The organism is Rhizobium deserti, from assembly GCF_004358025.1.
GTDB classification, from domain to species: Bacteria; Pseudomonadota; Alphaproteobacteria; order Rhizobiales; family Rhizobiaceae; genus Neorhizobium; species Neorhizobium deserti.
On the sequence record NZ_SMTL01000006.1, the window covers coordinates 145,042 to 169,003 of the forward strand.

General features: G+C 58.7%; 26 protein-coding genes. 13 read left to right on the plus strand and 13 right to left on the minus strand.

Annotated elements, in window-relative coordinates:
- Positions 1–16 precede the first annotated feature (16 nt).
- A complete protein-coding gene (locus E2F50_RS19320; RefSeq protein ID WP_133317816.1) occupies positions 17–1,297 on the minus strand; it encodes a trypsin-like peptidase domain-containing protein in 1,281 nt (426 codons plus the stop codon).
- Between the two features lie 233 nt (positions 1,298–1,530).
- Here E2F50_RS19320 and E2F50_RS19325 point away from each other — a divergent pair, with 233 nt between their 5' ends.
- Positions 1,531–2,724, plus strand: a complete 1,194-nt coding sequence (locus E2F50_RS19325; protein WP_133317817.1) for an MFS transporter — start codon at positions 1,531–1,533, stop codon at positions 2,722–2,724.
- A gap of 148 nt (positions 2,725–2,872) precedes the next feature.
- Here the strand turns inward: E2F50_RS19325 and E2F50_RS19330 are convergent, their stop codons facing one another.
- Complete coding sequence (locus tag E2F50_RS19330; protein ID WP_133317818.1) at positions 2,873–3,736, minus strand: hypothetical protein; 864 nt, start codon at positions 3,734–3,736, stop codon at positions 2,873–2,875.
- 694 nt (positions 3,737–4,430) lie between these two features.
- Positions 4,431–5,015, minus strand: a complete 585-nt coding sequence (locus E2F50_RS19335; protein ID WP_133317819.1) for a thermonuclease family protein — start codon at positions 5,013–5,015, stop codon at positions 4,431–4,433.
- Between the two features lie 319 nt (positions 5,016–5,334).
- Here E2F50_RS19335 and E2F50_RS19340 point away from each other — a divergent pair, with 319 nt between their 5' ends.
- A complete protein-coding gene (locus E2F50_RS19340) occupies positions 5,335–5,712 on the plus strand; it encodes a PH domain-containing protein (RefSeq protein ID WP_133317820.1) in 378 nt (125 codons plus the stop codon).
- Positions 5,713–5,729: 17 nt separating this feature from the next.
- Here the strand turns inward: E2F50_RS19340 and E2F50_RS19345 are convergent, their stop codons facing one another.
- A complete protein-coding gene (locus E2F50_RS19345) occupies positions 5,730–6,014 on the minus strand; it encodes a hypothetical protein (protein ID WP_133317821.1) in 285 nt (94 codons plus the stop codon).
- Between the two features lie 773 nt (positions 6,015–6,787).
- On the opposite strand from E2F50_RS19345, the gene E2F50_RS19350 reads away from it, so the two are divergent.
- From E2F50_RS19350 to E2F50_RS19365, 4 genes are all read left to right on the plus strand, one after another.
- Entirely contained in the window at positions 6,788–7,360 is a 573-nt protein-coding gene (locus E2F50_RS19350; RefSeq protein ID WP_245515493.1) for a MarR family winged helix-turn-helix transcriptional regulator, read from the plus strand.
- A gap of 44 nt (positions 7,361–7,404) precedes the next feature.
- Positions 7,405–8,121, plus strand: coding sequence for a hypothetical protein (locus E2F50_RS19355; protein WP_133317823.1), 717 nt, complete (start codon positions 7,405–7,407; stop codon positions 8,119–8,121).
- Positions 8,122–8,198: 77 nt separating this feature from the next.
- A complete protein-coding gene (locus tag E2F50_RS19360) occupies positions 8,199–8,747 on the plus strand; it encodes a carboxymuconolactone decarboxylase family protein (protein WP_133317824.1) in 549 nt (182 codons plus the stop codon).
- Positions 8,748–8,805: 58 nt separating this feature from the next.
- A complete protein-coding gene (locus E2F50_RS19365) occupies positions 8,806–9,366 on the plus strand; it encodes a TlpA disulfide reductase family protein (RefSeq protein ID WP_133317825.1) in 561 nt (186 codons plus the stop codon).
- Between the two features lie 95 nt (positions 9,367–9,461).
- Here E2F50_RS19365 and E2F50_RS19370 read toward each other — a convergent pair whose 3' ends face one another.
- Positions 9,462–10,163: a hypothetical protein gene (locus E2F50_RS19370; protein WP_133317826.1), complete on the minus strand. Its 702-nt coding sequence runs from the start codon at positions 10,161–10,163 to the stop codon at positions 9,462–9,464.
- 512 nt (positions 10,164–10,675) lie between these two features.
- Positions 10,676–11,182 carry a peptide-methionine (S)-S-oxide reductase MsrA gene (gene msrA / locus E2F50_RS19375; RefSeq protein WP_133317827.1) on the minus strand — a complete coding sequence of 169 codons (507 nt, stop codon included), beginning with the start codon at positions 11,180–11,182 and terminating at the stop codon, positions 10,676–10,678.
- A gap of 400 nt (positions 11,183–11,582) precedes the next feature.
- Here msrA and E2F50_RS19380 point away from each other — a divergent pair, with 400 nt between their 5' ends.
- Positions 11,583–12,356: a metallophosphoesterase gene (locus E2F50_RS19380; protein WP_133317828.1), complete on the plus strand. Its 774-nt coding sequence runs from the start codon at positions 11,583–11,585 to the stop codon at positions 12,354–12,356.
- Positions 12,357–12,589: 233 nt separating this feature from the next.
- Positions 12,590–13,198 (plus strand): PIN domain-containing protein, encoded by a 609-nt coding sequence (locus E2F50_RS19385; RefSeq protein WP_133317829.1) that lies wholly within the window; start codon positions 12,590–12,592, stop codon positions 13,196–13,198.
- On the opposite strand, the gene E2F50_RS19390 is transcribed toward E2F50_RS19385, so the two are convergent.
- The 3 genes from E2F50_RS19390 to E2F50_RS19400 all read right to left on the minus strand — a co-directional run bounded on the left by E2F50_RS19390 (position 13,195) and on the right by E2F50_RS19400 (position 16,098).
- The gene (locus E2F50_RS19390; RefSeq protein ID WP_210234590.1) at positions 13,195–13,416 is read right to left on the minus strand and encodes a hypothetical protein; all 222 of its coding nucleotides are present in this window, start codon (positions 13,414–13,416) and stop codon (positions 13,195–13,197) included. The genes E2F50_RS19385 and E2F50_RS19390 overlap by 4 nt on opposite strands.
- 70 nt (positions 13,417–13,486) lie before the next feature.
- Positions 13,487–15,439: an AAA family ATPase gene (locus E2F50_RS19395; protein WP_161974252.1), complete on the minus strand. Its 1,953-nt coding sequence runs from the start codon at positions 15,437–15,439 to the stop codon at positions 13,487–13,489.
- 44 nt (positions 15,440–15,483) lie between these two features.
- Positions 15,484–16,098, minus strand: a complete 615-nt coding sequence (locus E2F50_RS19400; RefSeq protein ID WP_133317832.1) for a hypothetical protein — start codon at positions 16,096–16,098, stop codon at positions 15,484–15,486.
- Positions 16,099–16,476: 378 nt separating this feature from the next.
- Between E2F50_RS19400 and E2F50_RS19405 the strand changes: the two genes are divergently transcribed.
- Complete coding sequence (locus E2F50_RS19405; RefSeq protein WP_133317833.1) at positions 16,477–17,649, plus strand: DNA cytosine methyltransferase; 1,173 nt, start codon at positions 16,477–16,479, stop codon at positions 17,647–17,649.
- A 191-nt stretch (positions 17,650–17,840) separates the two neighbouring features.
- Here E2F50_RS19405 and E2F50_RS19410 read toward each other — a convergent pair whose 3' ends face one another.
- The 4 genes from E2F50_RS19410 to E2F50_RS19430 form a co-directional block, all read right to left on the minus strand.
- Positions 17,841–18,248, minus strand: a complete 408-nt coding sequence (locus tag E2F50_RS19410) for a hypothetical protein (RefSeq protein ID WP_133317834.1) — start codon at positions 18,246–18,248, stop codon at positions 17,841–17,843.
- A 539-nt stretch (positions 18,249–18,787) separates the two neighbouring features.
- Positions 18,788–19,759 carry an MBL fold metallo-hydrolase gene (locus E2F50_RS19420; protein WP_133317835.1) on the minus strand — a complete coding sequence of 324 codons (972 nt, stop codon included), beginning with the start codon at positions 19,757–19,759 and terminating at the stop codon, positions 18,788–18,790.
- Between the two features lie 490 nt (positions 19,760–20,249).
- Entirely contained in the window at positions 20,250–21,140 is an 891-nt protein-coding gene (locus E2F50_RS19425; RefSeq protein WP_133317836.1) for an NAD(P)H-binding protein, read from the minus strand.
- 322 nt (positions 21,141–21,462) lie between these two features.
- Positions 21,463–21,648 (minus strand): hypothetical protein, encoded by a 186-nt coding sequence (locus E2F50_RS19430; protein WP_133317837.1) that lies wholly within the window; start codon positions 21,646–21,648, stop codon positions 21,463–21,465.
- Between the two features lie 204 nt (positions 21,649–21,852).
- On the opposite strand from E2F50_RS19430, the gene E2F50_RS19435 reads away from it, so the two are divergent.
- The 4 genes from E2F50_RS19435 to E2F50_RS19450 are packed head-to-tail and all read left to right on the plus strand — an operon-like array spanning position 21,853 to position 23,911.
- Entirely contained in the window at positions 21,853–22,209 is a 357-nt protein-coding gene (locus E2F50_RS19435; protein WP_133317838.1) for an SH3-like domain-containing protein, read from the plus strand.
- Entirely contained in the window at positions 22,202–22,846 is a 645-nt protein-coding gene (locus E2F50_RS19440) for a nitrile hydratase subunit alpha (RefSeq protein ID WP_133317839.1), read from the plus strand. Before E2F50_RS19435 ends, E2F50_RS19440 begins: the two co-directional genes overlap by 8 nt.
- On the plus strand, positions 22,846–23,190 hold the full coding sequence (locus E2F50_RS19445; protein WP_202615487.1) for an SH3-like domain-containing protein: 345 nt from the start codon (positions 22,846–22,848) through the stop codon (positions 23,188–23,190). Before E2F50_RS19440 ends, E2F50_RS19445 begins: the two co-directional genes overlap by 1 nt.
- Positions 23,165–23,911 carry an aquaporin gene (locus E2F50_RS19450; RefSeq protein ID WP_133317841.1) on the plus strand — a complete coding sequence of 249 codons (747 nt, stop codon included), beginning with the start codon at positions 23,165–23,167 and terminating at the stop codon, positions 23,909–23,911. Before E2F50_RS19445 ends, E2F50_RS19450 begins: the two co-directional genes overlap by 26 nt.
- Positions 23,912–23,962 lie beyond the last annotated feature (51 nt).

Genomic DNA, 23,962 nt, shown 5'->3' on the forward strand with positions numbered 1-23,962 from the left:
TCTGCCCTCCCTGTTTTCAGTCGCAGCATACTTTGCGGACATAGGTATTGCCGAACGTGACCATCGCGTCCGCCGCGATAAGTCCCCTCGCCTTTAACGCGTCCGAAAGGTCCTTCGCCTGCCGCTCCTCGTACACGTCCGGCAGCGTCACCGCGATCCAGCCGCTTGCCGCCAGGTGGGCCGCGAGCGGAACAGCTGATCCCCTGATGAATGAATGGGCGTCCGCCAGCGTCCTGAAGCTCTTGACCTGGACGAACCGCCCCTCGCCATCTGGCTCGTCGAACTGGCTCACTCGCACCCACGAGTAATGCATGTAGCCCCTGGCCCCGCCGACGTTGACCCGGTACCAGTCGCCCAACGTTTCCGTTATCTCGACGGCGCTGCCATTGGGCGCGTAGCGGAGGGTTTTGGCGTCGGCGTTCGCCGCCTGCTTTACCGGAGAGGCTCCTTTGGGGTGACGGACGTACCCGCTAAGGGCTCTCGGAACTTCAAGCGATGCTCCGGATCCTCCGTCTATCGCCAGGTTGACCGATCTGGGCGAGCGCGGGCTGTCGATGGCGGGCGGAGTCTCCGGAGCGGCAGCGATTCTTGACGCGGCCTTGGGATAGCATAGGATCTGGAAGACCGACGGAGTAACGCGATCGGCGAGATCCGCCGTGGAGAGCGTCCCCGGATTAGCAGCGGGATCGGCGTCCCGTGCCGTCAGGCTCTGGGACTGCATGAAGAGCTCCGCGACGGAGGCCCGAATGGCGAAGTTCACGTTCTGGGCGGTGATGCCGATCTCGTCGGCCGTCTTCTTCGACAGGGTCGCGCTGGTGATTCCGATAAGGTTTCCGGCGCGGTCCACGACCGGGCCTCCGGAGTTGCCGGGCTGGATCGGCGTGGAGATCTGGATGTATCTCGTGTCGTTCCGGATACCTGCAAGGGCGTTGACGTTGCCCGTGGTGATCTTGACTGAGTCGGCGAGAAGCGTGGCGAGCGGATATCCTACCGCGACGATGTCTTCTCCCAGCCTCGTCGGCGAGTTCCGGAAAGCGAGTGGCTGCAGCAACGGGGCCGCTGATATCTTCAATGCCGCCAGGTCGTTGATCGCGTCGGTTCTGGTGTCCGTTGCGTCACCCTTCCCCTTCACCTCGATGCGTCCGCAATCCTCGACCACGTGCGCGTTGGTGAGTATCCATCCGTCGGCTGTTGCCGCAAACCCCGTCCCGGACGAGACAGGTTCCTCAGCACGGCAGTCAACGGCCCCGGCGCTGGCCAGTCCAACTGCGACGATCAAGCGGTATGCACAGCGCATCTGAAACCCCAATTCGGTCTGGTACTTAATGCGCCCACGCACGAGATTTCAACCTGATCTTGCGGGTCTGCTTAACACGGGCTCTACGGCGGAAGCGACGGAGAGGCAATCAAGCGCGGGCTGGGAGCTCAGGCACATATGCCGTATCTACGCGCACGAGCTAACTTGTCTGCGTCGGGTTTACTTTATCCATGGGAGCCGTTCATCATTGGATGTGACAGACGATGGATTCAATGCGCACCAACGAACAGAAGATTGCCTATGCCATTTTCACCATCCTCTCCTTTGGACTGGTGGGTGTCGGGATAGTTCTGCCGGCTTGGATCGCTTTTCAGGTAGGCGGCTCGAAGCTGGTCGGCCTGGTTCTGCTCACCTCCAGTCTTGCCGGAGTTCTTCTCGCACCACTAGCAGGTCATCTCGTCGATAAGCATGACCGCCGTACGATGTCAGCCGTAGGCCAGGCGACGCGAGCTGCTGCGATGCTTCTAGTGGGATTTGCCGACAGCTCACCTGCTCTCGTTGGCGAGATACTGCTGATACTCTCAGGCATTGGAGGGGCTTTCGGCTTTTCAATCCTATCCGGCTCTCTTGGCGGTCTTCTCCAGCGCTTGGTGCCAGCGGAGGAGCGGGCGAGCTTCTCGCTGAGAATGTCGGTAGCCAAGCAGATAGGAATTGGATGTGGAACGGGGGCGGCCGGGCTGGCGCTCTTTTATCTTGGAAGCAGCCCCGCCGCTTATATGTTCAGTGCGATCAGCTTAGTCTGCATCAGTCTCTTGCGCGCGCTTCCCGCTTCTCAACCTCAGTCGCGTGGAACAGCCTCGGGTGGCTTTCTGCAGTCGAACCTTGAAGCCCTACGTTATTTCCTCAGAAATCCTGAATGCTTCGCCGCGGTCCTCTTCACGGGCCTTTCCTATTCGATAATCCAGGTCACCAACCTTCTCCTGCCGGGGTTTGTTATCAATAACCTCCACGGCGACAGCTCGCTCTTTGGAACACTGGAAATGGTCGCGGCAATTGCAGGCGCCGCCTCCGCGCTGCTCCTCTCAGGCAGGCGTGTAGCTGAGCGTCTGCGGCAAAGAGTATCCCCGATCCTGGTGATATCAGCCGTTTCGCTGATAGCATTCTCCGTCTCGCAGACACCGACGGTCGCCTTGATCACATATTGTGCATCCGGGATGCTTTGGAGCGTTAGCAGGTCGATGGCGGGCGCAAACTTCCTGATCGTCATCGACAACCAGATGACTGGGAGGTCTCAAGGCTTCAGTACCCTGCTTAGCAGCGTTTTCGGCGGGATGATCTATCTGGTCCCTATCACCTTTCCCGAGGCCAGGGAGGCCGACCTCTACGTCGGCTGTGGACTAGCGATAATCTTCTGCGTTTTGCTGGTGAGGTTCGTCGCGAAGCCCGGAAGAATAGCCGTCGAATAGATCATGCCGCGTGGCGCTCGCTCCGCTACGCAATGTTTTCTCCGGTGGCGCTTTGCTCTGGACTACGTTGCATCGACAGCGCCAGGCCTGATATCAAAAGAGGGTCGGCATATCTAGTCAGTTCGATCCCATGCGATAAGGCTATGCTTTACTCGGCTTTTTTTTGCGGGCGTGCGAAGTCAAGAGCGTCAACGGCGGCCTGTAGTTTCTCGTAGACTGCGGGCAGCTGGTCTCCCCGGAAAATCGGGACAGGCGAGCGGAGAGCACTGAACGCGTCCCGCCGGATTTTCGGTTTCCCTCTCTTCATATCGACGAACTCCAAGTCGAAGCCGTGTTTGTCGCCGTTCCGATACATGAACCGCACGACGCATTCCGTTTCACCCCTCCGTCCGATAATCCGGACGTCTTCGATGATACATGCGGGAGCGATCAACTCCTCACGGCTGATGTACGGGGACCAATCGCGATCGAGGAAGAGCTTGTCGAGTTCCTTTGGGATGTTCAGCTTGCATTTTGGATCCCAGAGCATCGCATGGCGAGCAGCACTCACGTATCGCGCGACGCCCTCTGCGATGATCTGGCGTGCTTTCTCGTCATCGCCAAGGTCCTGCGCGCGATATCGCAGCACGCCCTCATATTCCTTGAGCTCCCGGTAGACGTCGAACACTTCGATACTGTCCTCGAAGCTGACCGCGTGTCTAATCCCGAACTGATCGTAACCTTCTCCCGGCCGGGCTTCATCGACGGGGAAGACGATCTCCCAGGCACCGTAACTGCTCCTACCCGATTTGAAGGGTCGAGCGCCGAATACCGTTCGGGGATGTCCGAGATGTCTTAGCTCCGGGAGAGAATGGGAGATCGCGATGCCAAGCGTCGGACCCGTGGCATCGACCGTTGCGTCATCGTATTTCGAGAACACGCGGAGTTCAAATTCGCAGGCTCTCGCGGTGGTGCGAGCTACCGGGCGAAAGCTTGGTGTCGGGTCTGTCGGCGGCATAGTCTGCGTGGTCATCGGTAATGTCTTTCGGTTATCACTATCGAAAGTGTTCCCCGGATTTCCGACGTGTGCAAGCATCTTGGTTGGCCAGAGCGAGCGACATACGCAGCACGTACGACCGGCGACCCGAGCCGCTACTGATCGTCATGGTTTGATTGAGATACGAGAGTGAAGTCCACACATCCCGGGTCCGTCCAACTTTACCGATCTGGAAACGGAAATGTTCAGAGCTAGCTGATACTGGTTTGGCTCCATGAGCTGGAGGGACGCGATGTCGAAACTGCCAAAGCATTTACGGGACGCCCAGGAATTGTTCCTGGAGCGTGCGCACGAGCAAAACCGCAGGATAGACGCTCTCTTCGAGAACGAGGTACATCTGGTTCCGTCCGAAAAGTTGCTTGCCGAAATCAGGTCCGCGAAAATCATGGAGACAACAAGCGCGGAAGAGTTTCTAGCGCAGCTCGAGGCTGATATCGCGGCGTGGCGGGGTGATCATAGATAGCCTGCCGGCTCACAAAACGGTTGGTGTGCATTTCCCACGCCGTTTCAGCCCGTCAGATTTGCCTCGATTTGAAGCCTTTGTAATACGATCCGTGCTCGGCCACTGCCGAACCGCAGCGTCCCTCCGCCAGGCCCTGGTTTCGATCCGCCTTCGGCTTTTCAAGTCGCCAGCGGTCCGACCGTCGGGTGTCCCTCGGCAAGGGCTTGATCATTTTCCCCATTGCGGCGGACGCCATCCGGCCGCGATGGCTTCACCTTCGGAGCAAAACCAGCGCTCGCCTTTTCGGATATCGACCTTGGTCTTCGCGTAGTCTTTGGACCATGGTGCGTGGTAGATTTTCTGATTCTTGCTGCTGATGTTCCCCTTGATGGGACATGCCGCCGACGGCGCGCTTGCGGCGGCGCTGTCCCACTTGTGAGACCTGAAGTCCCAGGGCGCTTCAGTATCGGCCTGCCAGACACCAAGCTGGCGAGCTCGGGCAGCCTCTTCGGCTTTGACGTAGTCCATGGAATACTTTCGAAACGCCCAAGCCAGACCAGTGGCAATCATCTCGCCGCTTAAATCTACGCCGTCGGCGACGCAGGATGCGACCCATCGGCCGTACATGTCCTTCTCGTGCGGCGTGCAGGTTACACCGTGGCCGACAACTAAGCTCCCCATCTTACGGAGCGCCTCCTGACCACACGGCCAGTGTCCGCCATTCACTGTATCGCAGACCTGACCTACCTCGGGCGCGTCGATCCCGTGAAGGCGGTACCGAACGCCTTCCAGATCGATCGTGTCGCCATCGATAACTCGAGCATTCTATGTCGCGTAGACCCCCTCAGCTGCTACCAGCAGTGAGATTACGGCCGCTAGAATTTTGGAATCAAGACACGCCCCCCTTACGGCTTATAGCTTACGACAGCGCCCGAACCACGGCAAACCGGAGTGTAAAGATGAAGAACGGTAGACGCCTTTTTCCACGGATCCATTTCGCGGAGTAGCGACGTAGCGTCCGAAGGTGTAGTCTGCCACGTAACGACCTCGTGACGCGGTTGACGGATCTGTTCGAACCTGTGCGTTTGATGGCGACGTAAATGACGCGGCCGCTTATCAGCCGGAGACTGAAATGGGCTTGTTTGACGGTATCCTCGGCCACGGATCAACGGTTGACCCCGCGGATCTCCGTAAGCGCCTCGACGGCGTCCTCATCGACGGCGAGGAGCCCCATCTAGCTTTCAAGGTGATCCGAGATTTCTTTGTCTTCACCCAGCACCGGATCATTCTCGTTGACATCCAGGGCATCACCGGAAGCAAGGTTGACTACATGTCGATACCTTACCGGACAATCACCCGGTTTTCTGTCGAAACGGCAGGGACGTTCGACCTGGATTCCGAACTGAAAATCTGGGTCTCCGGATCGGACGGCCCGATCGCGAAAACCTTGAAGAAGGGATCCGACGTCCGCGGCATACAACGCGCACTCGCCGCGGGAATATTTCGATAACGGCCTAGACGGGGGAGTCAGACCACTCCGTTTCGTCGGCGGAGAACGAGGAACTTGTTCGCCGCTTGGATAAGTCCAGTCAGCGCCCGATTTGTAGTACGGACATCGGGGGCCTCGTAAGCGCGCGCGGCAAGTTCGAAGTCATTCAGGGCTTTGATGTAAGAGAGCTGGGCATCGGCGAGCGCAGCGCTATCGCTCCACGATTTCTTCCGAGATGACCCGATCGGCTCGATTCGAATTTCTCGCGAGGGGCGATAGGGATGCCCGAGCGCTTCGATTGTGCCGGTGAGCAGAAGATCCAAGGCTCCTTCTCGTGAAGCCCGCAGAGCCTCTTTCTGAGGATGCGATGTTTCAGCTCTGCTTGCAACCCTTAGGCTACCCGACGCAAAACTCACTACTATGGTCCTTTTGTTGGTTCGCTGGGCTGTGCCAGTGGCCGTCCCTTTGTGTTGCAAGATGATCATCCGGATTATCGGGCCTGACGAGCCCACGCCTCCGGGGCACCGTAGAGCGACTTTCCCCGCCAAGGCGCCCACCAGATAGTTCGCCCCTACATCTCGGCCCGCCGCCGATCGGGAATCGAGCCTCGAGAGTTTCACCCACCCGGACTGGTTCGACACGCTCGTCCTCGAACGCCGTTCATGACCTTCGCATGCCGACGGACGTGCCCGCTGCCGGGTGCCGTTGAGTTCATCATGGGTTCGGGCTTCTGTTGGCACCAGTGATCCGTCCACTGTCGGCGATCGCGCTCATCCTTATTTTCACGGCGGCGGTGCGTTTGTCGGGCGGGTCGATCTGATCGGGCACGGGCGATCTCGCAGTTACCTTCCCGCCGTAGGACTGACGGTTTACTGGATCGGCCACCGCGGAAAGGTGACCCATGCGCGTAATGCCGAGCAAACGCACGGACCGATATCGGTTACAGGCGTCGGCCTCAGCCGACCGAATGAAATTTGATAAGCCATCTTGCGTAACATAGGACTCCTATATATATATTTACCTCATGGAAACGCCGAAGAACCCCACGTCCGTCAACCACCGCATTCGGGAAGGTCTTTCTCGGGTGGCCATGGTCATGCGGGCCGACGACTGGAACCGCGCCAAGACCAGCGGCCTCAATCCGGCACAACTGGCGATTCTGGAGTTGCTGGAAGGCAGAAAGGACGGACTGGCAGTCAAGGAAGTCGCCACAAACCTTGGCGTTTCGCAGCCGACGGCGACGGACTCCATCGCGGCGCTCGAACGCAAGGGGCTGGTCGCCAAGCGAAGTGCCGGAACCGATAAACGAGGCGTCAATGTCGGCATCACGTCCGAAGGTTTATCGATGCTCGAAGCTGGCAGATCGTCCCAAAGCCTCGCCGAGCGAACGGTCGATGCCCTGGCCGAGCATGAACAAGAAGACCTGCTGATCACGCTGGTCAAGATGATCAGACATCTGCAGGAGACTGACGCGATCCCGATCCAGCGCATGTGCGCGAGCTGTCGGTACTTCGCGCCGTTCGCCCATTCCGATGCGGCACAACCGCATCACTGTAATTTCGTCGACGCGGCATTCGGACAGCGGGATATCCGCATCGACTGCCGCGAACACGAGACCGCCGATCCCGCGTCCCGGGCAGCCACCTGGGACGTGTTTCAACAGGGATAGTATCGAAACCCCTCCAGGCTATGGAGACAAAGGAGAATACGGAAATGATCAGGAACTTTGCAGCCGGCGCGTTTCTCGCCGGAACGGCCTCGCTATGGCTGACAGCCGCCAGCGCCCACTCGATCAAGACAGACCCGGCTGAGGCCGTGCAGGCTTCGTTCGACATCGTCGAGACGACGATCGTGACGAAAGGAAGCTCCGCCGTCTTTTCGACCCGCGTCCGCGGCAAGGCTGGCTCGGAGAAACCAGCAACCACGGGCAAGTTCGAGGGATCGGGTGTCTACGCCTACGTCTGGCCGACCTCGCTGAACAGCAGTGAAATCGGTTTCGACAAGGACCAGGGGATCGTAGCGCTGGCCGTGACCTTCCATCCCGACTTCGACGACGCTGCCAAGGGCGGCAAGAACCGCGACGTCTGGCATCCGCATTGGGTCGTGCTGGCCGAGGACAAAGCCTGCGGCGGCGGTCTCAAGATCATAGACATCCCGGAAGGCAAGAAACCGAAGGTCCCCGAGACCTGGCCTGGCGTTCCGCTTCTGATTGACAGCCCGGCCTACCCGACCACCCTCAAGGGTGACTCTGTCGACGTAACGATCCCCTTGTCTCTAATCGGCGGCATCATGGGTGCGTCCTACGACGGCGTGACCGCGGGTCTCAAGGTCAACGCCAACCTGCACGCACCGCTTCTGTGCGTCAGCAATGTCTTCAAGGTCGCTTCCGGCAATCTCAGCCTTCCCGGCAAGGTCATGCCTTCGAAGTGACTTGAACAGCACGGGTCCGCCGACAGCCATCGACGGACCCGCATATTCCCCCCTCCAGGCTAATAGAGAGAAAGAACATGTCCAGAATTACACTTATCGACCCGGCCAGCGCAACAGGCCAGACATCGGAACAGCTCGCCCAGATCAATGGTGCCTTCGGCATGGTGCCGAACATGTTCAAGGCTGCGGCGAACTCGCCGGCCGCCCTGGCCAGCCTGTGGGGTGCGTTCGGCGCGCTTGGCGGCGGTCGTCTCGGGGCGAAGCTCGGCGAACAGATCGCCGTTGCTATCGCCGACCGCAACGACTGCAACTACTGCCTCGCCGCTCACACGGGCCTTGGTCGCAAGGCGGGTGCGACGGCGCAGGAAATGGCGGAGGCCCAGGCGGGTCGCTCGACCGATCCTCGGACCGCCGCAGCCCTCGCTTTCGCGGTCGGCGTCGTGGATAAGCGCGCAGGGATCGAAACTGCCGATGTCGATGCACTCCGCTCGGCAGGCTTCGACGACGAGGAGATCGTCGAGATCGTCGCCCACATCGCGCTGAACCTGTTCACCAACTACCTGAACGTCGCCCTCGACGTGCCGGTCGACTTTCCAGGTGTGAAACTTACGCGCGCCGCCGCTTGAGCCCAAGGGGGCAGACCGACCTCCCCTCGGTCCGCCCCGCAACACAAGGATCGAAATCATGCCTACGATATCGACGACGCTCGCGCCCGAACTGGCGGTGGGCGATTGGTTTAACACGCCTGCACCTCTGACGCTGGCCGCCCTACGCGGTCGCCCGGTGTTCATTCACAGCTTCCAGCTTCTCTGCCCGGGATGCGTTGCGCAATCCATTCCGCAGGTCCAGCGCATCGAACGCATCTTCGGCCACACCGATCTCCAGGTCATCGGCATCCACACGGCCTTCGAACACCATGCGGCGATGTCCCCGGTAACTCTGAGGGCTTTTCTGCACGAATATCGTATCAAGCACCCTGTCGGTGTCGATCTGGCTGAAGAGCATTCCGATACGCCGATCACCATGCAGCGTTTCGCGTTGCGAGGCACACCGTCGTCGGTCCTGATCGGACGCGACGGTTCCATCGTGCATCGGGTGTTCGGGGTCGAGGAAGACCTCGCCGTGGGAGCGCGGATCGCCATGGCGCTCTCCGCCCATATTCCCGACGATGCCACAAACACATCTGGCGACGACGGCGGATGCTCAGGCGGCACGTGCGAAGTTCCGTCGCGTGGTGCCGCGTGAGAACAGGTTAATTCCGTGGTCGTCGGCCATGTCCTGCCCGATCAGGCGGGAAGCTTTCGGTCGACTTCCCCAGTGTAGCCTGTTCAGTACGGGACCTAAATGGCGACCCTATAACTTTTCCCGGATCTGCCCGGTTTCCAGTCGCTGGTATATCTAAATCGCTTTGGCACATCATCGCCGTTACAGCGGAGGTGAAGCGGCGTACTCTCGTAGAGCTCCCTGTTCGTCGCAGACAACACCTGGGACTTGAAGGAGGTAACTGCGCCATCGGCAGAGCGGCCTTGGCGATAAAACGTGACGGTTCCTAGAAGAAGCATTTCTTCGCCGAGCGTCACGAACTCGGGGAGCGTCGAGAAGCGATGAACCAGCTTGCCGTCGCGGAGGCCGTATTCTGTGATCTCGAGAATTTTTTGTACGTTCTGCTGCCAGTTCACAGGCCAGCCAAGCCTCGCAAGTGCCTCCGCAGCATCAACAACGCCTTTGAAGGCCTCATGGTGCTCAGCCGTAAATCCGTCGATCGAGCTGCGTCCGAACCGGACTTTCTCCATCACACTCAGTCGAAACACGTAGTTCTCGAATGCGACACCAAGTCCGGACGCAAGAACCCATCGGCCAGGGACGTAACACCCCTCATCGTCGAGCCGGAATTCAACCGATAATTTAAGGAGCCTTGAATCCTGTACTAAGCCGAGAGCCTCGCCGAGCTGACCTGCCGAGTCTTCTTCCCTCACGAGCGATTCGCATTGCCTTCGATAATATACCAGCAAGCGCTCTTCGCGCGCGTCGTCTAAATCCACTGTCCGCCCCATCGCAAAGGTCTCTTCATACAAGAGTGAGGCTGAATTTCATCGGCGGCAAGACCGTATTTCGCGGCAGATCCGGACCGCACTCTTGGACTATCAGATCGACGATGAGGCGCCCTTCTGGACGCACTAAAATGTTGCTTCACCGACGGCCCCGCAAAAGGACATCGAGAAGCTGGCAAAGACGCCCCCTAAAATGTTGGAGGCGCGGACTGCCGAGATCGCAATAACGACCGGCCAGGCTCACGGTGATTATGGATTTGCCGCGTCGATAGCTGCGCCCGCCGTAAGCGCATGAGCGATTGCGCAGAGTCGCGCTGATCTGGGGCATTCGGCCCGACATCTGAACCGTCACGAATCAGAGCATCTTAAAAGCAGTCTCCATGAGGTGCCATCCATCGCAATCGCTTACGACCAGTGCGCGGCCGTTCGGCTGCGCACTGGTCAGGTCGCTTGATGCCATGCACCGAATGACGTCCAAGTCCCGTGTCGCTGAGTACCAGCGGCTATGCCGCGGCGCGCTTGGGGAGCTTCCAACCCGGTCGCGGGAAATGGCACGTGTATCCGTTCGGTATCCTTTCCAGGTAGTCCTGGTGTTCTGGCTCGGCTTCCCAGAAATCGGCTATGGGCACGATTTCCGTTACCACTTTACCCGGCCAGATTCCTGAAGCGTCGACGTCGGCTATAGTGTCCTTGGCGACCGCCTTCTGCTCGTCGTTCGTGAAGAAGATCGCAGACCGATAACTCGTGCCGACATCGTTGCCTTGGCGGTTCAGAGTGCTCGGATCATGGATCTGGAAGAAAAACTCGAGCAGATCGCGGAAGCTTGTTTTCGCGGGATCGAAATTGATCTCTATCGCCTCCGCGTGGCCCTCGTGGTTCCGATAGGTCGCGTCGCGCACGTCGCCACCGGTGTAGCCGACCCTGGTGGACAAGACGCCCGGGAGTCTCCGTATGAGATCCTGCATGCCCCAAAAGCAGCCGCCTGCCAAAACTGCGCGTTCCGTTGTCATGTTTTTCTCCTCTTGGTGTAAGCGGAAGAAATATAGTGAGGACGGCACGCTAAAACCAGGATGGCAACGCCTGCGGCTAGACACAGGAGTAACGACCATCGGGTTTGCCGGGATCGTTGCTGCGGCAAAGCCGCGATTGAACGATGGCGATACTACACCCGCCGAGGAGACCACGTTGCCACAATCGTAAACACATCCAGGCTAGTCCTTGAGCACAGTCAGCGGCTTCGGCTTCTGTCTTAAGGCGACTCGCAACCATGGCTGAAGCGTTCGTCGCGTGAAAGCATGCGGCAAGACATACCTGCGCCGCCCTCCGCTGCTTTCCGTAAAAGGCGAGCCATCGCTTCAACCCGGCCGTCATCTGTGGTGCGCTAGGAGATGTCCTGCCAGGGGGACGCGCATGGACAACGCCATTGCTATCGGAGACATACACGGACGAGCTGACCTTCTCGAGCCGCTGCTGAAACATATCCACCTGAACTACTCAGACACCAGGGTCGTCTTCCTCGGTGACGTCATCGACCGCGGCCCGGATTCGAAGGACTGCCTCGACATGGTCGAAAGCGAACTCGAGCGGAATTCCGCGTCATCGCTTATCATGGGCAACCACGAGGACTTGATGCTGAGGTTTATCGACGGCGGAACCGCATGGTCGAAAAGCTGGTGCTGGAACCATGGCCTGACCTCCGTCGCTTCGTACGGGTACGAGGGCTACGAGTTCCTCGGCGAGGACGGCTACATGTATCTCCGCGGAGAACTCGCGGAGATCTTGGCGACCAGTCATCAGTCGCACGTTGACATGATCAGAAGAGCGGCGACGTTCATCGAGCTTCCCGATCATATCCTAGTACACGCCGGGATCGTCCCCGGCGTTCCGATGGAACAACAGGACCCTTACCGGCTAAGATGGGACAGCAAATCGCTGATCGCCCATCATGGTTCGCTGCCTAAGAAAATCGTGCATGGGCACACGGTCACCGCGGACCTGCTCCCGGAAATCCACGCCAATCGCATCAACATAGATTGCGGGGCCTACCAGAGCGGAGTTCTTTGCGCCGCGTTTCTTTCGCCAGAAGCGTCCCCAGCCTTCATCCTCTCGACGGGTGTTGGTGGAATTTACAGTATTCAAGATACCGTGCAGCCATTGGGATCGAGGATCGTTGCCTGCAGGTGAAATCCGGCACCGGCATCTATGAATTCCTGCGGTGTGCGGGAAATACGCCGCAGCATATCTCATTGGTCCAGAGACCTGGGGAGTTCATCCTCCAACGCAGCGCTCGCCCTCAACACGGGCAACGCGACAGATTGACTTCGAACAAGCGTTAGAAGGCCCATTAACACCATCTTAACCATAGCCGGCGACCATAGATAACCGATGAAGCCATCAACCGTCGGCGGGTAGACACCATGTTTCTACTGGACACGAGTATTCTCAGTGACGCGCAGAACCCGCAGCCCCTTGTTCGGGTCCAGCGGTGGCTGCGCAGGCAGGCGCGCATAGCGATTCCGTTCCCCGTGATACTGGAGATCGAGCAGGGTATTCTAGACGTCCGCAGAACCAAGCCGCACAAGGCTGACGAGCTCGGAACCTGGCTTAGGGAAGTGCTGGTGTCGGAATTCGAGTACCCGGAAATCACCCCGGAAGTGGCGAGAACCCTGGCGGATATGAACTGCTGCGGACCTTTGAAAAACTTCTGGTACGTGAACCCGCACGGCAAAAAGGAAAAGCGGCCTAGCCAAGACCTTTTCATCGCCGCCATTTCGATCGTCCATGACTTGCCCTTGGCAACGATGAATGAAAAAGACTTCGTCTTTATCGACCGGTACTTCCCGCTGCCGGGAGTATATAACCCGAACACGGGATGCTGGGCGGTCCGGCCGGATCACCTCGCCGACATCGACGCAGTCGAAGCGGAACTGGTAGCACTAGAGACGATTTTAGAATCCGCTCAGCAGAAGGGACGTATGTTACCGTTGCCGTTCGAATTCGCGCACATGCGCTTGGCGTTCGCCTAGTCTCCGCCGGGACCGCCCCGGGCCAGTACGTCCCCTGCCCGCTCGCGTTTCGAGGCCTTGAACTTCAGCTCGAATACGCCGTCGACATCGGCGATCCGCTGCACGCGTCCGCTCTTCGCGCCTTCTAGCAGGTCGGAAAAATGCTCTTCCGCTTCAGTTCTCTGCCAATCCTGGACCTTGTTGAGCACTCTGCGCCTCTTTTCTTCGGAAGACTCCATATACGATTTTCACAGCGAGTGGAATGTGCTTTGAAGACCTCAATGCTTGGCGGACAAATGCCCTGAAGCACTAGATCGGCGGCGTTTCATTCGCCGCCCTCGCGAACGACAGACGATCAGATCCAGCCGCCCACGTCTCGGGCAGAAGCCTTTTCACCCGTGCGGCGTCCAGGTCTCGCTCGCTTGCCAAAGCTCTTGCAACCGCCTCAAGCGCATCCTGCTTATCCGACAGGAGTCGTTTCGCTTCTAGCAAGCCCTCCTCGAGCCGTCTTTGTACCGCTCCGCTCAACTCATGATCATACATTCGGAACCGCTGGATGGCGCCGGGATCGATACTACCTTCGGTAAGGAGGCTGGACCCGAAGGCGAAATTCCTCTCCATCATCGTAGCAAGCCCTGTCGCCGCGGCGAGATCGGACGACTCGTGCCCTCCTGCGCCTGACGTGTGATCGCCAAACACCAGACGCTCCGCCACCATCCCGCCGAGCAGGACGGCAATCCGGTTCAGATAGTCACGCTCGACGGCCAATAGGGGGAATGCCCTCTTGAACTCGGTCACTCCAAGTTGGGAGCCGTCTCGGTTTTCGTGCGTATTCGCGTTCAGCCGGACGCGAACGAAGTTATCGGGGTCCAACAAGATGCCTGTTAGGACGTGCCCGGCTTCGTGGACGGCGACCCTGAACCACTGCTCCTCGGTGAGTCCGATTTGCTTCGGCATCGCTGCTTGGATGTCTGCGGCTGAAACCGTCTTCCCTTCCCGATGGCGGCAGATCCGTCGGGCGTCTCGCGCGAGCTTCGCAAGTTCCGCGCCGGACCATCCTTCCGTTCCGGCCATCAGAGGTTCGAGCTCAAGCTTTCCGGCGAAGGCGCCGAGATGATGCCGGAGAATATCGCTCCGGGCCTCCATGTCCGGAAGAGTGATTTCGATCACCTTCTCGAGGCGACCGGGCCTTAGAAGAGCCGCGTCGACCGCAAGCGCGTTGTTGGTCGCGCCGACTACCACGACCCCTTCTCGACCACCGGACGGATCAAGGCATTCCAGGAGACCGTTGATGACCTGTCGCTTGTAGTCGTAATGGTCGCCATCGGTCTGCGCGGCGCGGTCGCCGAAACTGTCGAACTCATCGAGGAAAGCGATACACGGGGCTCTGCTCCGGGCCTCGGTGAAAAATTTCCTCATTGCTTTCAGAAGATCGCCAAGATGCCCGCTTGCCTGCCATTGGGCGGCGGACGCGGAGATTAGCGGCACGCCGCATGTGACGGCGAGAGCGGCGGCATAGGTCGTCTTGCCGCTACCCGGCGGCCCGCTCAGAAGGACGCCCCGGTCCACGTCGTCCCATCCGATGCGCCCCGCTTTCCAGTCGGCGAGATCGCGCGCCAGCATGAGCCCCCACTCCTTGGCAGCCCCGTAACCCGAGAGCGTTTCCAGCGATGGACCGCGTTTCGTGTCGGCTACGCGCTCGCTCGCTGGCTTTACCGCCGGCTTTGCCAGGCTGCCGATAACGCGGGCAATTGGACGGCCCCGCCCCATTGCAAGTCTCACGCTCCGTAACGGCCAGGCCGCGAGCTGAGACGCTTCTTCTTCGGAGATCGGCGCTAGGCGCAACTGCCGCGCCGCCATCCTGAAATGAACCGCGCGCGGAGCCGCGACCGCGGCTTCGAGGTCGACGAGAAGCCGGACGTCTTCGGTAGGTATCGCGTCCCTTCCCGCCAGGATGATGGCGCGTTTCACATGTTTTACCTTGGGAACAAGGCTCCACGATCCCCTGTCGAGATCGTCGGCGAGCCACACGGCCGCGATATCCTGCCCCTCTCCGTCGTAAGTTTCTCCGACCTCGAGAAGCACACGGGCAGCCTCCTGGTAGAGGAACGCATCGGCCGGATGCTCGATTCGCAACAAGGCGATGAACGACACCAGCGGTCGGTCGATCAACGTCCTGATCGCGCTCCGAATGCCGTACTGGGCGACCAGCGAAGCGAGATGTGGGGTTTCCTGCAAAAATTTCGGGCGGAGTTTAGTCATGGTAGTCCTATGACATCTGGAGAAACGAAAACGGCGGGCTAACATCAGCTCCGTATTCGTCTCACCATCGTCTCGGGTCCAAGCAGGGCGTCGTCGAGGTCCGCTTCCAGGAAGCCGTAGAGCATAAGCGAAGCTATGGCGGCTACGGGCTCGCCTCCCCTGATTACGGACAGGCAGTCTGCCATCGGGAGCGATCCCTGATCGTCGAGGGTCGCCAGTAGCCGGATGCGGTCCGCAAGCGATACGGTGTAGTTCGCGTATCGCAGCAGGTCGCGCGCATTGCGAAGCCTGAAGCCGCTGTAGATCTCGTCGCGGGGGACGACCCGGTAAGAAGCCCCTGCCTCGCGGGCGGCATCTTCGAAATCGATCTCCAGGAAATGTTTTCTGTCGGGCGCGTCAAGAAACCAGACGGTTCCATCGCTGTCGATCATGCGGAAATCAGGGACATGCCCTCTGTCGGCCGCACCTAGAAACTCCTGACAGCAAGACCAGCTTTGAACTGCGGCGTTCAGGTCGAGAATGGCAGCCAAGTCCTTCGCCGCGCCGGAACGATAGGAAATAATCCCTCGTCCTTTGACTGTCGGGCCGGCGATGACTTTCGGTGGGGCGGCTTGCAAAGCAGCGGCGTCGCGCTGCGCTGACGTCTGATGCGTCTTCATACTCGAACTCACTAATACAAACGAAGATGATGACTTCCGCGGCATCCGCGGACCCAATCAGCCTATTCGTATTATGTGCGCATCGATCTTTGCCATGACAGAACGTATAGTGAACATATTTCGACATGTCAACCGGGCCGGTCTATTCAGTCAGCCATCCTTCTTTTCCGGCGCTTTCGAACAGACAGCCGACAGCGGGCATTCGACCTTGATGCAGACTGCCTTGCTCTGACCAATGCAGCAGATTTAGGAGACCAATTAATTCAACATTCACCAGCACTTAGACGATATTTACATTAACCAGTGGCACGTCCGTCTTCGTTAACCGCTCCAAAATATCGTCCGAGCCGGGTTTCCCAGCGAACACGAGTATTTTAGATGTATCGAGTTATTGATCTTTTCAGCGGCGCTGGCGGGTTCTCGACAGGCATGGCTATGGCGGGTTTTCACGTGCGCGCGTCGGTGGAGTCCGACGAGAACGCTATGGCCACCTTCAAGGCAAACCACCCGCCTGTGGATTTGATGGCCTTTCGGTGGAAAATCGAAAGCTTTCCGATGATTATGTTGAGCTTTACAAAGGGGATCGACGTCGTTGTGGGAGGACCCCCGTGCCAGCCGTTTTCCGATGCGGGACTACAGAACCCGCTCGACGAGCGAGCGCACATGTTCAAGGAATATATCAAGCTCCTGAACGGCGTCGAAAGGCCGCACTTCAATCCGCCGTCGGCTTTCATTTTCGAGAACGTCGAGGGCCTGACCCGGGTTCGTGGTGGCGAAGACCTCAGGACGATCCATAGGGCCTTGGCAGACTGCGGTTACCACCTGTCGACGCAGGTACTGAACGCCCATGATTACGGAGTTCCGCAGCGCCGCCGCAGGCTGATTATCGTCGGCTCGAAGTATCCGGGCTTTCGGTTTCCCGAACCCGTCGCGGCTAACGAACGACGAACCCTTCGCGACGCGATCGGGGACCTGCCCCCAACGACAGAAACCGGAGAGATCGAGGTCGACGGCAGAATCGTTACGGGGCACAAGGCGCCTAGTCATTCCGAGAATCTCGTCAACCTGATCGCGAGGATTCCTGAGGGCGGACGTCTGGTTGATTTGGACTTGCCGGACGCGCCGAGGGCATTCGCAGGCTCCTATGCGAGGCTGCGCTGGGATCGTCCCTCGCAGACAATCACTAGCAGCTTTGCCAAACCGTCCTCCGCGCGATGCATTCACCCCACCGAGAACCGCGCGCTGACCGTTCGGGAAGCAGCCCGGCTCCAGAGCTTTCCCGACGATTACCAGTTTCATGGTGGTGACGGGTCAATTCGCCTGCAGATCGGGAACGCTGTGCCGCCGCTGCTGGCCATGCATCTCGGGCTGGCGCTCAGAAACCATCTGGAAGAAAACGGCGTCCCCTTCCAAGACTACAAGCTTCCGGAAGGACGCTCGATTCCCGAGGAAAAGCGTCCGTGGTGCCTTACCTATAAGCAGGATGAGAAATTCAAGGAAATGCTGGCGGAAAAAGCTCGAGAGGCGGTGGAGCTTGTGACCGACGCCTAATTCAGAGCTGCGATCATGTTTTGACTAGGGCTCTCTTCGTCTCAAGTCTAGGCGGCCACCAAGGGCTGCAAGCACGTCGTGGCTCTCGACTCTGCTCGATAGTGTCGGTGGGCGCGGGAAGTAAGCTCAGCTCTTCATAAAGACCCAGCCGTTTGGTATCTCCGTGGCCCGATCCTAAGCGTTTCCGGACTTTAAACTCCGCTTGAATCTTTGCAGGCCGCACAGGCATCATGGCCCGATTCAAACGACAGTTGTGACAGGATAAGACCCGACACGAGTCCCAGCGACAAGCAGGCGACCAGAAGCACGGTAATCTTGGCGTTTATCGGGAGACGGTGATAACCCGCGGGCGGGGCAGTCTTTTGGGCGACCGCGCCCAGATCGCTCAAACCGGTTCCTTCTACGGCTCCGTCCCCTTCGAGCCCGGGACGATCATCCGGTCGCTGAGATACAACTATGTGCGTGATGTGCTCATCATCAAGCTTAACGGTGAGGGGTATCTTTTCGGCGACGCGTAGATTTTCCATGGCCGCGCTTGCCGCGGTCGCTTCGTCGAGAGCTTCGATAAGGGAGGTATGTGTGACGAGATAATAAGGCATTCACATTCCTACCGCATTGAGGCGGGCTCTCGCAAATAAAGCCTACGCAATCTTTGGTTGAAGTAGCGCCACTCCCCCAAACGGGTTGTCTAGCTCCATACAAGCCGCCCGGCCCCTGCAAGTCATTCTCGAAAATAGCTTTCACTGCCCTGGTCCGTCATACAGAATCGGCCGCCATGGGGTCCGGTGCAGTAGTGGCCGGATCGGCACGAACAAGCACCGACACCGACGGCGGGGGTCATCGGCGTCGCAGTCCCTTCGAGAAGACCGACAGCGCCGCCCGTGTCCATGGAACGTGATTTCTTGCTCGCGCTGACCGAACCGTCGTTGCACAGAAAGGTCGCCCCTCTGCATCCCGCCACGCCGCAGTTGCTCCCGCTGCAGGGATAATTCGCCGCTTGGACCCCGAAAGCAGGCAGCGTAACAGCCAGCAAGAAGAAAAGGCGTACTGTCCGGCTTGTCCCTGAGCTCATTTTCATCCTCCGAGGTTCCAGATGTCAGCACGCCCTCAGAGAGGAGAGCAAGCGCCGCCCAGATTGCTAGACCCCTTCATAGACCAGCTCGGTAAACAGACCCGGCGTAATGACGAACTTGCCCCAGAACTTGTCGAATGCCGCAGTGGGCCCTGCCGCGACGACTTCGCCGACCGACATGCCCTTTGCTTTTAGCGCGGCAACGTTGTCCCTTACCGAGACCATCATGTCGTGGAAAGCCTTGAGCTCGGCCTTGTTGCTAACGGGAGCGCCGTGCCCCGGGATCACGATCGTCTTGTCGTCCACCATAGAAAGGCTTTTGGCGCAGGCCGCGATCTTCCCATCGATGCTGCCCCCCGTTGAATAGTCGATGAACGGATAGATCCCGTTCCAATAGGTGTCCCCGGTATGAAGGATGTTCTGCTCGACGAAGTGCACGCCGATGTCGCTGTCGGTATGCGCGGGTTCGTAGCAAATCAGATGAAGCTTGCAGCCTTCGAAGTCTACGTGCTGATCCGTGGCGAAGGTCTCACTTGGAATCGCCCCTGCCGGAGACGGCGGAAACGAGTAGTCCCAGTCCTCGACGCGCTGGGTCTGCATGAGGCGTTTTTTCGTGTTTTCATGTGCGATGATTTTTGCGCCCGCTGCGTGGATCCATTCGTTGCCGTCAGCATGGTCGAAATGCCAGTGGGTATTCACCAGGTGGGTCACGGGCTGGCGGCCGAGATCCGCCAACGCCTGCTCAATCTTCGGCTGCGTCGCCGTAATCCCGGCGTCGATCATAACCTTGCCGTGCTTGCCCGCGAATACGGCAATGTTGCCACCGGAGCCCTCCAGCACGGCGACGTTTCCGCGTAGTTTATATGTGGTGATGTCGGCCTTGGCGGCGGCCCCTCGTATCATGCCTACGAGTTGGTGGGCTTCCGCGTACGCCTCCCTGGGCGAAAGCCATCCCCCGGCGACTCCCGCCGAGGCTATACCCACGCAGCACATGCAGAAGCCGCGGCGTGTAAGCTTGGGAACTTGAAGCGTCGACATTTGAGGTTCCTCACCTGGGAATTGGACATACCCCAAGTGATGAACGCTCAGGCGGGTGATTGCTTGTAGAATCCGCTCCATCAGTTGCGAGATGATCTTTGCAGCGTTGCCCTGGAAGGTAGGCGCGAAACGGTGCTGCTACCCGGGCGGGGTCCTCCAAGGTAACAAAGATCGGTCGCCCTGTCGCCTAGCTGATAGCAAAACCGCCATGCGCGTAATGGTCTGCCCTGTCATTGGGGACATTCGATCAGACAAAGACAGTGCGCCGTGGCCGACCCGGTCCTTATGCCGTTGCTTTTAGGCCTTCCGACGAGGTTGGGCAGTCATGTAGCGATTGCCAAAACGTAGCGGTGGAGAAGCTGCTCTCGCTGTGACCGCGACGATGTATTGCTCAGACGATCTCGCGATCCTTCCCGGCGAATATCCTCTCTCACTAGATGCTAAGTCCGCGGGATCCGCTGCCAGCGCCTCAGATATGTAGTGACGACCGTTATTTGACACGCTTGCTCTTGAACGCAGAAAGATTTTCTTCCAGCCAGGCATATGCCGACCGAGGTTGTTGTCCGGTGAGTTCGAAGACCGTGGATGTCGTTTCGGACTGTACCGACAGTTCGAACAGGCGGTCGAGACCGAGTTGAAGGTCAGCTATCATCTCGCTCAGCCCCGAATTCAAAAGCACCTCTCGGTGTTCTCCGGGGGTGCGGTGGTCATATGAGATCTGCTCGCCGAGCAGACGCGACAGCTCGGCAGCGACATCGGGCATGCTAACTGCTGCTGGCCCTGTAAGATGATAGGCGCGCTGCGCTTGAGGGTTCTCCCTATCGAGAAGTACTACGCGCGCCACGTCGGCGACGTCGCGGGTATCGATGAGGTTGACGCGACCTTCGCCTGCAGCCCCGCCCCATACGCCTTGGACGACAAACGCAGCCCTGCTCTTCAATATATCGACGAAGGTAGATGGACGAAGTAGCGTGTACCCAACATCGCGTGTAGCTAGATGCGCCTCGATCTCGGCATGCCAGTCGAACGGGTGAAGCCTTACAGGCGGTCCCATTACCGAGACCTTGACGATGTGCGCGACCCCGGCATCGACCGCCGCATCAATCAGAGCGATTTCGTTCTCTACCTGCCGTCCGTACGTGCCGTGCACGACGAAAAGCTTGTCTGCTCCTTCGACAGCCTTTGACAGGGTCGATGGTTTTTCGAAGTCGATCACCGTCGGCGCGATCCCGCGAGGCAACCGGTCAGTGGACGGATCGCGCGAAAGCGCTACGATTTCGACGTCGTCGGATACGAGTCTCGAGAGTAGTGCGGAACCAATCCGCCCTGTCGCGCCCGCAACCGAGATGCGCAGGGCGCCATGAGAGAGTGCGTTGGACATAATATACCTTTTTGATGATCTGGGGCGACCGTAAATGCCGTCGCTGAGTACGGAAAGTTCAGACGGTCTGGGTAAATCATACGAGCTCGTACGCTTGACTGCCGAGCCGCTACCTAAATCGAAACTGTTCTGGCTACGCCTTCGACCGCGTCGCGTTACTTCTGGTGCTGTGACGAATTCCTGGAAAGTCTTCTCGGGTCGTCGGTTGCAAGGGTGGCCGAATTTTTGAAACAGGCTGACCATGCGTCGCTTGGCATTTTCGCTTGGCGTTCTAGCGCTTTTCATAAGCCGCGGCCCCCTCAAGCCGCACTAGGCATTCGACCTAGTTCATACGCCCAGACGCGGGCGGGTCGCTCGCAGGAAACGACTCCATAAGTGCCTCATCGAGCAGTTCGTCGGAAGTCGATCGACGGAAAGACTGCTTCTCGAGGCGCACATCTTCGAATTCCGGTAGCGTTTCCGCCCCGTCACGCAGCACTTCGCGGGCATTATCTGTTCGTTTGGTCATCGCTATTCTCCTATCCAGGCAGATATGCCGACGGGGCTAGTCTCCAGTATTGGACGATCCGGCCCTCCGTTGGCTGTATGGCGGTGGCTCGTGAGCACGGCGCGGCGCGACTGACATCAGCGACGGAAAAAAGCAGCCCACGCCTCGGGCACTGGATTCTACAATAATCGCATCGACCGCGGTTCTACCCTCCCAGGAGAATTGATGGAGGGCTCGTTGTTAGCAAAAATCGAAAAAATAAGCGGCGTCGTTCCGGCTGAGGGTGAAGTCCCGGTCTTCAACGAGGGAGACACCGTAGTCATCGCAACCCGTTCGCCCATTGGGCATTACCGGATGCCTACGTATCTCCGCGGCAAAATCGGGAAAATCGAAGCCATAATGCGCCAAATGGCCGTGGACAACGAAGAAGAGGGATATGGCCGCAACGCGGGGTCCAAGGGTCACTACTATAGAGTGGCAATTCCGATGACCGAGATTTGGCCGGACTACATCGGTTCGGCGAATGACGGCCTCCGGATTGAAATCTTCGAAAACTGGCTGGAGAAACCGTCCGATGTCTGATCATCACGACCACGACCACGACCACGACCATGCACCTATTACCGTCGACGAACTGCCAGGTTATTTTGATCTCATGGAGACGGCGGTTCGCGAGCTTCTAGTCGAGCGAAAGCTTTTCAAAGCCGAGGAAATTCGCCGCCAAATCGAAGTACTCGACTCGCGCACGCCGGCTCTCGGGGCGAAAGTCGTCGCGAGGGCTTGGACGGACCCTGCGTTCAAGTCACGTCTTCTCGAAAACGGGCGCTCCGGGTGCGAGGAGCTGGGGATCACCTTCTACGACGACACCCAGTTGATCGTCTTGGAGAATACGGGTGCTGTTCACAATCTCATCGTCTGCACGTTATGCTCCTGCTACCCGCGCCCGGTACTCGGCCTTCCTCCCGACTGGTACAAGCTGAAGCCCTATCGTGCCCGCGCTGTCCACGAGCCGCGAGCTGTCCTGGAGGAGTTCGGGACCTTCATTCCTGGCGACGTCGAGATACGGGTGAGCGACTCGACAGCAATCATCCGTTATCTCGTGCTGCCGATGCGGCCGGAAGGAACTGAGCATCTCAATGAAACGCAACTCGCCGATCTGGTCACTCGTGATGCCATGATCGGAGTTATCCAGGTCGCATATAAAAGAGAGGCAGCGTGATGGGGACCGAAAATCTTGTGAGAAAACTGCCCAACGATATCGGTGGGGACGAAGCTGGAAAAATCGAACGCGTGGAACACGTGTTGCTCCCATGGGAGAAGCGATGCCATGCGTTGGCCGATGTCCTCGACTTCCATAAGATCATCAACACCGAAGAGAAACGGCGCGGAGTCGAATCTCTGGGAGCCGAGATGATCGGAAAGCTTTCGTACTACGAACGTTGGATCGTCGCATTTGCCAACATTCTTTTTCAGAAAGGCATTCTGACGCCGGGGGAGCTGGCGGTGAAGATGTCGGAGGTTGAAGGAAGGTTCTCCGATGTTTCAAGCACGCACCATAGCTAGACCGGGTAGCAAGGGCACAGTTCCGAGCTTCTTCGAGCAAAATCCCAAGCTTCCGGTTCTCCGGCGGGCCTTTGTAGAAGCCGTTGGAACGGCGTTCCTGGTTGTTGCAGTAGTCGGATCAGGTATCGCTGCATCAAGGCACGCTCCGGCCGAGCCGTTAGTGGCATCTTTGCTGGTTGCGGTCTCGATAGCAGGTTCGCTTGTCGGACTGATAGTTGCATTGGGGAAGGTGTCCGGGGGGCATTTCAACCCGCTGATCACATTTACCCAATGGCTGAACCGGGAACGGGGTACTGTCTGTACGGTGGCATATATCGTCGGACAGGTGATCGGCGGCGCAGTGGGCTCAATCCTCGCAGCTGCGATGTTCGGCTCACCTATTCGCACTGCTGTAGATGCTCTCCCCTCTTTTGGGGGCTTCCTGAGTGAACTCGTAGCGGCCGCGGGATTGATGACGGTCGTGCTGGGCTGCGCGCGCAGTACCAAATGGGAGACCGGACCGTTTGCCGTCGGAGCTTGGTTGGTGGCTGCCATCATCGCCACCCCTTCCACTTCCTATGCAAACCCAGCGGTCACCCTGGCCGCGATTTTCGCACCTGGCCTCGTCGGCCTTTCGCCGCTTACCACGGCCGCGTTCGTTCTGGCACAGATGGCCGGGATGTTTGTCGCCATGGGTATCAATAAGTTAGCTTTTGCCAGCGAGGACATAGTCACTGATTAGGTGATTACGTCCTGGTTAACCGCCTTCCGCAAAGAGCGCGAGACTGTCGGC